The sequence below is a fragment of the Corynebacterium sphenisci DSM 44792 genome (assembly GCF_001941505.1).
In the GTDB taxonomy this organism is placed as follows: Bacteria; Actinomycetota; Actinomycetes; order Mycobacteriales; family Mycobacteriaceae; genus Corynebacterium; species Corynebacterium sphenisci.
This window is the reverse complement of the sequence record NZ_CP009248.1, coordinates 1,173,982-1,186,405: the sequence shown is the minus strand read 5'-3', so window position 1 is coordinate 1,186,405 and position 12,424 is coordinate 1,173,982. Positions and strand designations below refer to the sequence as shown.

Annotated in this window: 11 protein-coding genes; all 11 read right to left on the bottom strand. The window is 73.6% G+C overall.

Features of this window, described 5'->3' with window-relative positions; translation table 11 throughout:
* Complete coding sequence (locus tag CSPHI_RS05445) at positions 1-834, bottom strand: PspA/IM30 family protein (protein ID WP_075691849.1); 834 nt, start codon at positions 832-834, stop codon at positions 1-3.
* A 145-nt stretch (positions 835-979) separates the two neighbouring features.
* Complete coding sequence (locus CSPHI_RS05440) at positions 980-1,327, bottom strand: helix-turn-helix domain-containing protein (protein WP_084210266.1); 348 nt, start codon at positions 1,325-1,327, stop codon at positions 980-982.
* Positions 1,324-1,869 carry a CinA family protein gene (locus CSPHI_RS05435; protein WP_075691847.1) on the bottom strand — a complete coding sequence of 182 codons (546 nt, stop codon included), beginning with the start codon at positions 1,867-1,869 and terminating at the stop codon, positions 1,324-1,326. Before CSPHI_RS05435 ends, CSPHI_RS05440 begins: the two co-directional genes overlap by 4 nt.
* Positions 1,859-2,425, bottom strand: a complete 567-nt coding sequence (gene pgsA, locus CSPHI_RS05430; protein ID WP_075691846.1) for a CDP-diacylglycerol--glycerol-3-phosphate 3-phosphatidyltransferase — start codon at positions 2,423-2,425, stop codon at positions 1,859-1,861. The genes CSPHI_RS05435 and pgsA overlap by 11 nt, the downstream gene beginning before the upstream one ends.
* A gap of 25 nt (positions 2,426-2,450) precedes the next feature.
* Entirely contained in the window at positions 2,451-3,533 is a 1,083-nt protein-coding gene (locus CSPHI_RS05425) for a TerC/Alx family metal homeostasis membrane protein (protein ID WP_084210265.1), read from the bottom strand.
* A gap of 213 nt (positions 3,534-3,746) precedes the next feature.
* Positions 3,747-6,821 (bottom strand): DNA translocase FtsK, encoded by a 3,075-nt coding sequence (locus CSPHI_RS11865; protein WP_084210264.1) that lies wholly within the window; start codon positions 6,819-6,821, stop codon positions 3,747-3,749.
* Between the two features lie 98 nt (positions 6,822-6,919).
* Positions 6,920-7,534: a TIGR03085 family metal-binding protein gene (locus tag CSPHI_RS05415; RefSeq protein WP_075691845.1), complete on the bottom strand. Its 615-nt coding sequence runs from the start codon at positions 7,532-7,534 to the stop codon at positions 6,920-6,922.
* An 81-nt stretch (positions 7,535-7,615) separates the two neighbouring features.
* Positions 7,616-9,685 carry a ribonuclease J gene (locus tag CSPHI_RS05410; protein WP_075691844.1) on the bottom strand — a complete coding sequence of 690 codons (2,070 nt, stop codon included), beginning with the start codon at positions 9,683-9,685 and terminating at the stop codon, positions 7,616-7,618.
* The gene (gene dapA, locus CSPHI_RS05405; RefSeq protein WP_075691843.1) at positions 9,686-10,591 is read right to left on the bottom strand and encodes a 4-hydroxy-tetrahydrodipicolinate synthase; all 906 of its coding nucleotides are present in this window, start codon (positions 10,589-10,591) and stop codon (positions 9,686-9,688) included.
* Between the two features lie 209 nt (positions 10,592-10,800).
* Complete coding sequence (gene thyX, locus CSPHI_RS05400) at positions 10,801-11,568, bottom strand: FAD-dependent thymidylate synthase (protein WP_075693780.1); 768 nt, start codon at positions 11,566-11,568, stop codon at positions 10,801-10,803.
* Positions 11,569-11,573: 5 nt separating this feature from the next.
* On the bottom strand, positions 11,574-12,329 hold the full coding sequence (gene dapB / locus CSPHI_RS05395) for a 4-hydroxy-tetrahydrodipicolinate reductase (RefSeq protein ID WP_075691842.1): 756 nt from the start codon (positions 12,327-12,329) through the stop codon (positions 11,574-11,576).
* Positions 12,330-12,424: the final 95 nt, after the last annotated feature.

Sequence of the window (12,424 nt, the reverse complement as noted above, 5' to 3'; positions counted from 1 at the left end):
CTATTCGCCGCGCAGCTCGCGCAGCTTCGCCTCCACCGCCGGGTCCGCCGGCGCGGCGGCCTCGGCGGAGCCGGCGCCCAGCGCACCGGCGGCGCCGCCGGAGCCCACCGCCTTGGGCGCGTTCATCTCGGCGCGGATCTGCTCCAGCCGGGAATGCCCGGCCAGCTGCACCGAGGCCTGCTCGACCTCGGCCATCCGGCCCTGCACGGAGCCCTGCGCCAGCTCCGCCTGGCCGAGGGCGTTGGCGTAGCGGCGCTCGATCTTCTCGCGCACCTGCTCCAGGTTCGGGGTGTTGCCGGAGGACAGCTCGTTCATGGACTGCAGGGACTCGGAGACCTTCTCCTGCATCTTGGCCTGCTCCAGCTGGGAGAGCAGCTTGGTGCGCTCGGCGACCTTCTGCTGCAGGGCCATGGAGTTGCGCTCCACGGCCTTCTTCGCCTGGGCGGCCTGCTGCAGGGACTGGTCGTGCAGCCCCTTGAGATCCTCCACGGACTGCTCGGCGGTGACCAGCTGCGCGGCGAAGGCCTCGGCGGCGTTCTCGTACTCCGCCGCCTTGGCCTCGTCGCCCTCGGCGCGGACCTTGTCGGCCAGCTGCAGCGCCTGCCGGGTGTTGCCCTGCAGCTTCTCGATTTCGGCGAGCTGCCGGTTGAGCCGCATCTCCAGCTGGCGCTGGTTGCCGATGACCGCGGCCGCCTGCTGGGACAGCTCCTGGTGCTGGCGCTGGGCATCCTCGATGGCCTGCTGGATCTGGACCTTGGGATCGGCGTTCTCCTCGATCTTCGAGTCGAAGAGGGCCATGAGGTAGTTCCAGAACTTCGAGAACGGGTTAGCCATGTGTTCGGTGCCTTCCTGCAGGAGGGTCTGTCGGTGGGTGACGGGTCCGCGGGTGGCCGGGAGCCGGGGGCTGGCGCCCGCGGCCTCACGATACCCGCGCCGGGGCGGCGATGCACCGGTTACCCGGTCGCGCGCCCCGCGGGTCTCAGATGGCGGCCATCTCGGGCCGGGCGGCGTGCAGCGCCATCGCCCCGGCGGCCTCGATCAGCACATCGGCGACGGAGACGCTCAGCCCCTGGCAGACCGAGGCGAGCAGTTCGGAGGAGACCTCCTTGCGGCCGCGCTCCAGCTCCGAGAGGTAGCCGGGGCTCACCGCGGCGAGTTGGGAGAGCTCGCGCAGGGTCATCCCGTTGCGGCCGCGCACATCGCGCAGCGCCTCGCCCAGGGCCTCGCGCAGCAGCGGCTCGTGCTCCGGCGCCGGGGCATGCGGCAGCTCGGCGGCGCGGGGCGGCCGCGCCGGCGCGGGCAGGGTCATCGTGTGGTCGTTCATCATGGGGTACAACGCCCCGGGGCGCCGTTTTGTTCCGGGCACCCGGGCCCCTCCCCCGCCGCCGCGGCGAGCATGGCCAGCGCCCCGGCCACCGCGGCCTCCCGGATCCCGGCGCGGCCGAGCCCCCGGTCCAGGGCCAGATCCGCCACCCGGGTGCCGCCGGGCCCGGCGACGGCGCACCACACCTCGCCGACCGGGCGGCCCTCCTGCGGCTCCGGGCCGGCCACCCCGGTCAGCCCCACCCCCCAGTCCGCGGCGCAGCGGTCCCGGGCGCCCTCGGCGAGGGCGCGGGCGGTCTGCGGGCTCACCGCGCCATGGGCGGCCAGGATCTCCCGGGGCACCCCGGCGAGGCGCTCCTTGAGATCGGTGGCGTAGACCACCAGGCCGCCGCGCAGCACCGCCGAGGCCCCGGGGACCTCGGCGACTCGGGCGGCGAGCAGGCCCGCGGTGAGGGATTCGGCGGTGGCCAGGGTCCGGCCCCGTCCCGCCAGCAGGCGGACCACCGCGGCCGGGTCGGCCGGGCCGGGGCGCGGTTCAGCGGGCACGGCGGGAGTCCAGGATGTACTGCACCCCGGTGAGCACGGTGACCGCCAGGGCAGCGGCCATGACGATCCAGGCCGGGATCCGCACCCAGTCCACGGGCACGATGAACAGGGCCACCGCCAGGGTCTGCAGCACGGTCTTGATCTTGCCGCCGCGGGAGGCCGGCACCACCTGGCCGCCGCGCAGCAGCACCATCCGCCACACGGTGATGCCGAGTTCGCGGATCACGATCACCACGGTCACCCACCAGGGCAGCGCCCCGATCAGGTTGAGCCCGACCAGGGCGCCGATCATGAGCAGCTTGTCCGCGATCGGGTCGGCGATCTTGCCGAAGTCGGTGATCAGCCCGCGGCTGCGCGCGATCTGCCCGTCGATCCGGTCGGTGGCCATGAGCAGGCAGAACGCCGCCAGGGCCCACCAGCGCCAGCGGTCGGTGGCCCCGCCGTCGTGGAGCAGCAGCCACAGGAACGCGGGTACCGCGACGATGCGCAGCACGGTCAGCGCGTTCGGGAGGTTCCAGTTCGAGGCGGTCGCCCGTTCCGCGGGCTTGGAGGTCATCACGGTCCCCGACCCTACCCCGGACCTACCCCCGCTCGGGATGCGGGACGGTGTGCGAGCCGGCGCCGGAGGCCATCGGGCCGCCCGGATCCAGCCGCGGCGGCGGCACCGCGCCCATGTTCTCGTCGCGCTTGATCTTCAGCCAGGACGCCGCCACGGTCACCGCGAGCACCACCACGATCACCGCCAGGGACACCGGGGTGGAGATCTCCGGCACCGCCAGGCCCTGCCCGCCGTTGAGGAAGGGCAGGTTGTTCTCGTGCAGGGCGTGCAGCAGCAGCTTCACCGCGATGAAGCCGAGGATCGCGCCGAGGCCGTAGGCGAGGTAGACCAGCCGGTCGAGCAGGCCCTCCAGCAGGAAGTACATCTGGCGCAGGCCCATCAGGGCGAAGATGTTCGCGGTGAAGACGATGTAGGGCTCGCGGGTGAGCCCGTAGATGGCGGGGATCGAGTCGAAGGCGAAGAGCAGGTCGATGAAGCCGATGCACACCAGGGCGATCATCAGCGGGGTGACCATCCGCCGTCCCCCGGCGCGGGTGACCAGCCGGTCGCCGTCGAGCTCGTCGCTGACCGGGATCACGGTGCGGGTGAGCTTCACCACGGTCATGTCGTGCACCGGCGGCTGCGGCTTGTCCGCCACCTCGTCGTAGACGGTCTTGATCGCGATGTAGAGCAGGAAGATCGCGAAGAGGTAGAACACGTCCGACCAGGCGGCGATGATCGCCGCGCCGAGGCCGATGAAGATGCCGCGGAAGACGATCGCCAGCGCGATCCCGATGAGCAGCACCTTCTGCTGGTAGCGCTTCGGGATCCGGAAGGAGCCGATGATGAGCGCGAAGATGAACAGGTTGTCCACGCTGAGCGAGAGCTCTGTGATGTAGCCGGCGAAGAACTCCAGGCCATGCTGGTGGGGGTCGGCCGCCCCGGGCCAGCGCACCCACAGGAAGCCGCCGAAGAGGCAGGCCAGGGCGATGTAGAAGAGCATCCACGCCGCGGCCTCGCGCATGGTGGGATCATGCGGCCGGCGGACGTGGCTGTAGAAGTCGAAGATGATGAAGGCCAGGAGCACCACGATGGTGATGCCCCAAGTCAGGGGGGTGACGTGCATGGGTTACGCGGGTCCTCCGGTCGCGGGAACGGGCCGGAGGTCTCCCCCGCCGCCGACCCGCCCGGGGTTCGGCGACCGGCGGGGCCGGGGCATCCGGGATGCCCGTGCTGACGACCGCCGCCGCGGGTTTCGGGGTACTCCCCTCCACGGGGCACACTGTACACCGGCGCCGCCGGGGCCGGCCGCCGCGGCGGCGCCGGCGGCGGCGCCGCCTCAGGCCAGGCCGTCCACCGGGTCGGCGTCGACGATCTCCGGCCCCTCCTCGACCGGGGCCTCGGCCGGGTCGGCGCCGCGGATCATCCACAGGATGGTCTCCAGCTCCTCCGGCTTGACCAGCACATCGCGGGCCTTGGAGCCCTCGGAGGGGCCCACCACCCCGCGGGTCTCCATCAGGTCCATCAGCCGGCCGGCCTTGGCGAAGCCGATCCGCAGCTTGCGCTGCAGCATCGAGGTGGAGCCGAACTGGCTGGTCACCACCAGCTCCACGGCCTGCAGCAGATCCTCCAGGTCATCGCCGATGTCCGGGTCGATCTGCTTGGCGGAGTCGGCCGCGGCGTCGTCGGTGACGCCCTCGGTGTAGTCCGGCTCCGCCTGCGCCTTGCAGGCCTCCACCACCGCGGCGACCTCCTCGTCGGTGACGAAGGCGCCCTGGATGCGCCGGGGCTTGCCGGCGCCCTGCGGGATGAACAGGCCGTCGCCCATGCCGATCAGCTTCTCCGCCCCGGCCTGGTCCAGGATCACCCGGGAGTCGGTGAGGGAGCTGGTGGCGAAGGCCAGCCGGGAGGGCACGTTGGTCTTGATGAGGCCGGTGACCACGTCCACCGAGGGCCGCTGGGTGGCCAGCACCAGGTGGATGCCGGCGGCGCGGGCCTTCTGGGTGATCCGCACGATCGCGTCCTCGATGTCCCGGGGCGCGGTCATCATCAGGTCGGCGAGCTCGTCGACGATGCACACGATGTACGGGTAGCGCCGGTACTCCCGCTCGGAGCCGGGCGGGGCGACGAGCTCCCCGGAGTCGACCTTGCGGTTGAAGTCCTTGATGTGCCGCACCCGGGCGGCCTTCATGTCCAGGTAGCGCTGCTCCATCTCCTCGACCAGCCACTGCAGCGCGGCGGCGGCCTTCTTCGGCTGGGTGATGATCGGGGTGATGAGATGCGGGATGCCCTCGTAGGGGGTCAGCTCCACCATCTTCGGGTCCACCAGGATGAGCCGGACCTCCTCCGGGGTGGCCCGGGTGAGCAGGGACACCAGCATGGAGTTGACGAAGGCGGATTTGCCGGAGCCGGTGGAGCCGGCGACCAGCAGATGCGGCATCTTCTGCACCGAGTGGGAGAGGAACTCGCCCTCGATGTCCTTGCCCAGGCCGATGAGCATCGGGTCGTGGTTGGCGCGGGTCTTCGGCGCGTCGAGCACATCGGCCAGGCGCACCATCTCCCGGTCGTCGTTGGGCACCTCGATGCCCACGGCGGACTTGCCGGGGATGGGGGTGAGCAGCCGGACGTTCTCGGTGGCCACCGCGTAGGCGATGTCGGACTGCAGGTTGGTGACCTTGGACACCTTCACCCCGGGGCCGAGCTCCACCTCGTAGCGGGTGACCGTGGGCCCGCGGGAGAACCCGGTGACGGTGGCGTCGACCTTGAACTCCCGGAACACCTCGGTGATCGCCTCGATCATCCGGTCGTTGGTGGCGGTGCGGGTCTTCGGGGCGTCGCCGGCGAGCAGCAGGTCGGTGGAGGGCAGCCGGTAGTCGCCCTCGGGCTGCCGCGGCGCCGGCGGCACCGCCGGTTTGGGCTCCGCCTCGGATTTGGGGGTCGCCGCCGGGACCGCCGCCGGGTCCACCCCGGAGCGGGCCCGGATCGCCTCCATGCGGCGCCGGGTGGCCGCGGAGATCGCGTCCGCGGCCCCCTCCCCCGCGGCCTCCCCGGCCGCGGCGTCCGCGCCGTGCGCGGCCGCGTCATCGTCGAGGGCGGAGGCGTCGTCGGGCACCGGGGCGCCGAGCGCGGGCAGCTCCGCGGTCTCCGGGGCGGAGAACAGCGCGGTCTGCCGGGCCCGGTCGCCCTCGCCGGCGGCGGGGGCGTCGCCCTCGACGGGGTAGCTCTCCATGGGGCTGGGCCGGCGCCGCCGCCGGGGCGCCGGCGGCTGCTGCCCCGGCGCCTCCGCGGGGTCGGCGTCGACGAGGGCGTGCAGGTCCTCCTCGGCGTCCCCGCCGCCGCGCCGGCGGCGCCGCCGCGGCGCGGGCTCGGCCCGGCCGGGCTCGGCGGCGCCGGGCCGGGCCGGCCCGGCGGGCGCGTCGCGGCCGTCGACGCGGGCGTCGAGCAGCCCGTCGACCCGGGCGTAGGGATCGTCGGCCTCGGCGGCGCCGGCGCCGGTCCGGTAGCCGAGGTAGCCGGCGAGGGCGTCGACCAGCCGGCGCACGCTGGTGCCGGTGGTGACCAGGGCGCCGTAGAAGACCAGCCCGAAGAGCAGGATGATGGCGAGCACGGGGGTGAATCCGGCCGACAGCGGGGCCCCCGTCCAGGCGCCGACGGCGCCGCCGGCGGTGAACCGGCCGGCCCAGTCGGCCGGTTCCCCGGAGCCGATGTGCACGATGGCCAGCAGGCCCACGGCGATGATCCCGGCGCCGAGGGCGACCCGCCCGGAGCGCCGCCCGGTGGGCGCGGTGCCGAGCATCAGCGCGACCGCCAGGGCGACCAGCAGCGGGGGCAGCAGGTAGGTGCCCAGGCCCACGATCGCGGCGACGGTGGCGTGGATCGCCGCGCCCACCGGGCCGGCGAGGTGGAACCAGCTGGCCGCGGCGAGCACCACGGCCAGGGCGAGCAGCAGCAGCGCCAGCCCGTCCCGGGAGCCGGCCGGGGCCGGTCCGGCGCCCTCCCCGGTATCGGGGCCGTCAACCCAATCGTCTTGACGATCCCGGTGTTCCCCCTCGTCGCGGCGCCCGGGGCGGCTGACGTAGGTGGTGCGCTGGGCATCCGGGTCACCGGCGCCGGCGCCGCGCGCGGGCGGGGCGTCGGCGAAGTCCTCGTCCCGGTAGCCGGCCGCGCCGGCCCGCCCGGAGACCCGGCGGGTCAGCCCCGCCACGCCGCGGGCGGTGTGCGACCAGGCCCCGGCGAGCCCGGCGCCGACGGCGCGGAAGGCGCTGCCGGTGCGCTCGAAGTCGTCGTCGTAGCCGGACCGGGCGGAGCTGCCCGAGGCGCGCGCGGCGTCGCCGCCGCGGGTGGCCGGGCGGGTCCCGGTGCCGCGGCGGGCGGGGCGGGCGGAGGTGCTCCTGGTTCGGCTGCTGGCAGACATGGAAACAACAATAGTCGTATTCCGCCCCGTCTTTCACATCCGCAACACGGCGCGTCGGGCCGTCATCCGCCCCGCCCGGGCCCCGGGGCCGCCTCCGGCTACAGCGCGCGCCGGTGCACCGCGGCCGCGTCCCCGGCCACCGTGACCCGCGCCGGGCGGCCGGTGACCCACAGCAGCAGCTCCCCGGGCTCCCCGGTCACCGCCACCCGCGGGGCGCCCGGGCCCCGGGCGCCGGCCCGCACCGGCGCCCGGCCCGGGGCGAGCAGCTCCACCGCGGCCGGGCCGCGGCGGCCCAGCAGCAGCCGGGCGTAGCGGCCCAGGAGGCCGTGCAGCCGCTCCTGGACGGGCCCGGGCAGCTCCCGCGGCGCCCAGCCGGGCGCCCCGCGGCGCAGATCCTCGTGGTGGATGAAATGCTCCCCTGCGTTCACCGCCTCGTCGAGGGGGCGCAGCGGGGACCACCGGGGCGGCCCCGCCGCCCAGCGCGCCACGACCTCCCCGTGGCCGAGGGCGGCCACCCGCGCGGAGACCCGCCCCAGGTGCCCCGCCAGGGCGGGCAGGAAGATCCCGGCCGCGGCGTCCGGCCGGGTCTCCCGGACCAGCAGGTGCACCGCCAGATCCGCGGCGGTCCAGCCGGCGCAGGCGGTGGGCGCGGCCGGGCCGGCGGCGGCCAGCGCCCGGGCCAGGGCGGCGCGTTCCTCGGCGGCGAAGCTCATGGGCCGAGCATAACCGCCCGGATCGCCGACGCCGGCGCCACCCCGGGAGGGGGCGGCGCCGGCGGATCGGGCGGGGCCGGATCAGAGGCTGGGCCGGGTGACCTCGATGTCCTCGTCGGTGACCTCGGCGACGGCCTCGGAGCTCATCGGCACGATGGTCGGCACGATCATCGGGGAGCGGCGCCACTTGGCGTTGATCGCCTTCTCCACCCGCCGGCGGACCTCCTGGACCATCCGGTAGGGGTTGTTCTCCCCGGAGCCGGCCAGGTCGTACATGATGTCGTCGACCTGCTTCTCCACGTCGGCGACCAGCTCCTTGGTGTCGTCGGAGAAGCCGCGGGCCTGCGCCTTCGGCCGCTCCAGGGGACGCCCGGTGCGGTTGTCGATGACCGCGGTGACCGCGATCAGCCCGCCCTCGGACATCTCCGTGCGGTCGGCGAGCACATCGGCGTCGACGTCGCCCATGGTGACCCCGTCGACGTAGAGGTTGCCCACCGGCACCTGGCCGACGACCTTGGCGTGGCCGTCGACGAGGTCCACGACCACGCCGTTCTGCGCCAGCACCACGTTCTCCCGGGCCACGCCCGTGGAGATCGCCAGCTCCTTGTTGGCCCGCAGATGCCGCCACTCGCCGTGCACCGGCATGGCGTTGGAGGGCCGCACCGCGTTGTACAGGAAGAGCAGCTCCCCGGAGTAGCCGTGCCCGGAGGTGTGCACCTTGGCGTCGGAGTTGGTGATCACGGTCGCCCCGATTTGGGCGAGCATGTTGATCACGCCGAAGACGGCCTCCTCGTTGCCCGGCACCAGGGAGGAGCTGAGAATGATCAGGTCCCCGTCCCGGACGGTGATCTGCCGGTGCTCCCGGCGGGCCATCCGGCTCAGCGCGGCCATCGGCTCACCCTGGGTGCCGGTGGTGACCAGCACCACCTTGTGCGGGGCCATCCGGGAGGCCTCGTTCATCTCCACGATGGTGCCCCGCGGGGCGTGCAGGTAGCCCAGCTCCTCGGCGATCCGCATATTGCGGATCATGGAGCGGCCGTTGAAGGCGACCTTGCGGCCGGCGGCGACGGCGGCGTCGATGACCGCCTGCACCCGGTACACGTTGGAGGCGAAGGCGGCGACGATGACCCGCTGCTTGGCCTCGGTGATGAGCCGGCGCAGGGTGGGCACCAGATCCGCCTCGGACCCGGAGATGCCCGGGGTGGTGGCGTTGGTGGAGTCGCACAGGAACAGGTCCACGCCCTCGTCGCCGAAGCGGGACAGCGCCGGCAGGTCGGTGGGCTTGCCGTCCGGCGGGGTCTGGTCGAGCTTGATGTCGCCGGTGTGCACCAGCAGGCCCGCCCCGGTCTTCAGGGCGATGCCCAGGCAGTCCGGGATGGAGTGGTTGACGGCGAAGAAGCGCACGTCGAAGGGGCCGTAGTTGACGTGCGAGGTCTCGTCGACCTCCACGCAGTTCGGGCGCACCCGGTGCTCCTGGCACTTGGCCTGGATGAGCGCGAGGGTGAACTTGCTGGCCACGATCGGGATGTCCGCGCGCTGCTTGAGCAGCCAGGGGATGGCGCCGATGTGGTCCTCGTGGCCGTGCGTGATGACCGCGGCCTCGACCCGATCCCACTTGTCCTCCATGTAGGAGAAATCCGGCAGGATGAGGTCCACGCCCGGCTCGTTGGAGCTGGGGAAGAGCACGCCGCAGTCGATGATGAGCAGCCGGCCGCGGTACTCGAAGACGGTCATGTTGCGGCCGATCTCCGAGATGCCGCCGAGGGCGACGATGCGCAGCCCGTCCTTCGGGGCCTTCGGCGGCTCCGGCAGGCGGCGGGTCAGATCCGCGCCCTGCATGGACTGCACCACGTTGCGGCGGTTGCCGCCGCGGCCGCGGCCGGACTGGCCGCCGCCGGATTTGCCGGACTGGTTGGACTGGCCGCCGCGGCCGCCGCGGTTGCCGGACTGGCCGCCGGACTTGCCGGATTTGCCGGACTGGTTGGCCTGGCCGCCGGATTTACCGGACTGGTTGGCCTGGCCACCGGACTTGCCGGACTGGCCGCCGCCGGACTTCGCCTTGGCGGACTTGGCGTTGGCCGACGAGGGCTCCTCGGCGGGCGGGCCGGCCTTGCGGGTGACCTTGCGGGAACGGTTCCTGTTGTCTCCCATCTACAGCACACCCGCCTCTCGCAGGTCTGCGGCGAGCAGGTCGAGCTGCTCCTGGTCGGGGGCTAGCTGAGGCAAACGGGGGTCTCCTGTCGTGATGCCCTGCAGCTGCAGGGCGGCTTTCGAAAACGTCACGCCGCCCAGGCGGGCCTGAGCGCGGAACAATGGGCTGAGGGAAGCGTTGATGGCGCGGGCGCCGGCGAGATCGCCCTCGTCGAAGAGGCGGCGCAGCTCCACGAGCTTGCGCGGGGCGGCGTGCGCGATGACCGAGATGAAGCCCGTGGCGCCCATGGCCAGCCAGGGCAGGTTCAGCACATCGTCGCCGGAGTACCACGCGAGGTCCGTGTCGGCGATGATACCCGCCGCGGCCCCGAGGTCCCCCTTCGCGTCCTTCACGGCGGTGATCCGGGGGTGCTCGGCCAGGCGCCGGATGGTGTCCGGCTCAATCGGGATCGCCGAGCGCGGCGGGATGTCGTAGAGGCACACCGGCAGATCGGTGGCGTCGGCCACCGCGGTGAAATGCCGCACCAGGCCCTCCTGCGGGGGCTTGGAGTAGTAGGGCGTGACCACCAGCAGGGAATCCGCCCCGGCGGCCGCGGAGGCCCGGGCCAGCTCGACGGAGGCGGCGGTGTCGTAGCTGCCGGCGCCGGCGACCAGGGTGAGCCGATCGCCGAACTCGGCGCGCACCGCGCGCAGCAGGGCCAGCTTCTCCTCGGCGGAGGTGGTCGGCGATTCGCCGGTGGTGCCGGCGAGGATGAGGGCGTCGACGCCATTGTCCGCCAGGTGCCCGGCGACGCCGATCCCCGCGTCGAGGTCCAGCGAACCGTCCTCCGCGAACGGGGTGACCATGGCGACGGCGACGGTGCCGAAGTCGTCGACCCCCCTGTCCGAGGCGAATCCAGTGCTCATTGTCTCTGGCCTTCCGTTCCTGTCCGGCGGCCCCTCGGCCGCGATCCCGGCGCCGCCGCCGGCCGGTTGCCCGGTGCGGTGGCGCCCACGTGCTTCACAATCCGCGGGGCCCTCCGGCCCCGCCTCCTATACAGATCTACCCGCCGCGGCCGCGCCCTTGGCCCATTGCCGCCGATCCGGCGGGTGGGCGCGCCGGGCGACCGGGCCCGCTAGCCCTCGAAGGCGTGCGGGCTGGAGGCGATGACCGAGCCATCGCGCAGCCGGCTGATCTCGAAATCGCCGAAGGCGTCGGGGGCGACGCCCTGCAGCTCCCGCAGGCACGCCACCGCGAGATCCCGGATCTCGGCGTCGGCGTGCTCCGTGGCGCGCATCCCGATGAAATGCCGCCACGAGCGGTAATTGCCCGTCACCACGATACGCGTCTCGGTGGCGTTGGGCAGCACCGCCCGGGCGGCCTGCCGGGCCTGCTTGCGCCGCAGCAGGGCGTTGGGCTCCTCGGCGAAGCGCTCCTCCAGCCCGTCCAGCAGCCGCTCGTAGGTGGCCCGGGACTCGTCCGCGGCGGCGGCGAAGAGCTCCGCGAGCCCGGGGTCGCCGGCAATCGCCTGCGGGGCGACCACCCGGCTGGGCCCCTCCGGCACATAGCGCTGGGAGAGCTCGGAGAAGGAGAAGTGCCGGTGCCGGGTGAGCTCATGGGCGCAGGAGCGGGACAGCCCGCGGATGTACAGCGTCGCCGAGGCGTGCTCGAACAGGGAGGTGTGCCCGACCTCCAGCACATGGCGCAGGTAGGCGTCGTTGGCGGCGGTGCGCGGGTTCGGCCGATCCCAGGTCTCGTAGCAGGCCCGGCCGGCGAACTCGATCAGCGCCTCCCCGTCGCCGACCCCGTCGGCGTGCTCCGGGGGCCGCCAGGCCACGTCCGCGGGCGGCCGGAAGGAGGTGCAGGCGACCAGGGTGACGGACAGCTCGGTGAACTCCGGCACGCCGATCACAGGCCCAGGTAGGACTCGAGGCCCACGGTCAGCCCCGGGTGCTCGGCAATCCGGCGCACCCCGGTGAGCACCCCGGGCACGAAGCTGGTGCGGTCGTAGGAGTCCTGCTTGATGGTCAGCGACTGGCCCTCGGTGCCCAGGATCACCGTCTCGTGGGCCACCGCCCCGGTCATCCGCACCGCATGCACCGGCACCCCCTCCACCGCCGCGCCGCGGGCGCCGTCCAGGGCCTGCTCGGTGGCGTCCGGCTGGGCGTCCAGGCCGGCCTCCCGGCGGGCCCGGGCGATGCCCTCGGCGGTGTGCACCGCGGTGCCGGAGGGGGCGTCCTTCTTGTGCGGATGGTGCATCTCGATGACCTCCGCGGATTCGAAGAAGGGCGCCGCGATCTCCGCGAAGCGCATGGTGAGCACCGCGGAGATGGCGAAGTTCGGCGCGATCAGCACGTTCGCCCCGGCCGCGGCGTGCTCCTCCAGCCAGCCGCGCACCCGATCCAGCCGCTCGGCGGTGAACCCGGTGGTGCCGACCACCGCGGAGATGCCGTGCGAGATGAGGAACTCCAGGTTGCCCATCACCGCATCCGGCTGCGTGAAGTCCACCGCCACCTCCGCGCCGGCGTCGACCAGCGCGCGGGGATCGTCGCCGGCGTCGACCCGGGCGACCAGCTCCAGGTCCGCCGCCTCCGCCACCGCCTCGCAGATGGTCCGCCCGACCTTGCCCTTCGCGCCGAGGACGCCGACCTTGATCGCTGCCATGTGCTCGCTCCTTCTCCGCTGTCGCGCTCAATGCCTGCGACCACTCTAGGCGCAGCCCCGGCGCCGCCGCGCGCGGCCCGCCGACCCGGCCGGCC

What these genes read in the sequence shown, in the direction of transcription:
- CSPHI_RS05445 (WP_075691849.1), bottom strand. Translation starts at nt 834, where the DNA reads ATGGCTAACCCGTTCTCGAAGTTCTGGAACTACCTCATGGCCCTCTTC.
- CSPHI_RS05440 (WP_084210266.1), bottom strand. Translation starts at nt 1,327, where the DNA reads ATGATGAACGACCACACGATGACCCTGCCCGCGCCGGCGCGGCCGCCC.
- pgsA (WP_075691846.1), bottom strand. Translation starts at nt 2,425, where the DNA reads ATGACCTCCAAGCCCGCGGAACGGGCGACCGCCTCGAACTGGAACCTC.
- CSPHI_RS05425 (WP_084210265.1), bottom strand. Translation starts at nt 3,533, where the DNA reads ATGCACGTCACCCCCCTGACTTGGGGCATCACCATCGTGGTGCTCCTG.
- CSPHI_RS11865 (WP_084210264.1), bottom strand. Translation starts at nt 6,821, where the DNA reads ATGTCTGCCAGCAGCCGAACCAGGAGCACCTCCGCCCGCCCCGCCCGC.
- CSPHI_RS05415 (WP_075691845.1), bottom strand. Translation starts at nt 7,534, where the DNA reads ATGAGCTTCGCCGCCGAGGAACGCGCCGCCCTGGCCCGGGCGCTGGCC.
- CSPHI_RS05410 (WP_075691844.1), bottom strand. Translation starts at nt 9,685, where the DNA reads ATGGGAGACAACAGGAACCGTTCCCGCAAGGTCACCCGCAAGGCCGGC.
- dapA (WP_075691843.1), bottom strand. Translation starts at nt 10,591, where the DNA reads ATGAGCACTGGATTCGCCTCGGACAGGGGGGTCGACGACTTCGGCACC.
- dapB (WP_075691842.1), bottom strand. Translation starts at nt 12,329, where the DNA reads ATGGCAGCGATCAAGGTCGGCGTCCTCGGCGCGAAGGGCAAGGTCGGG.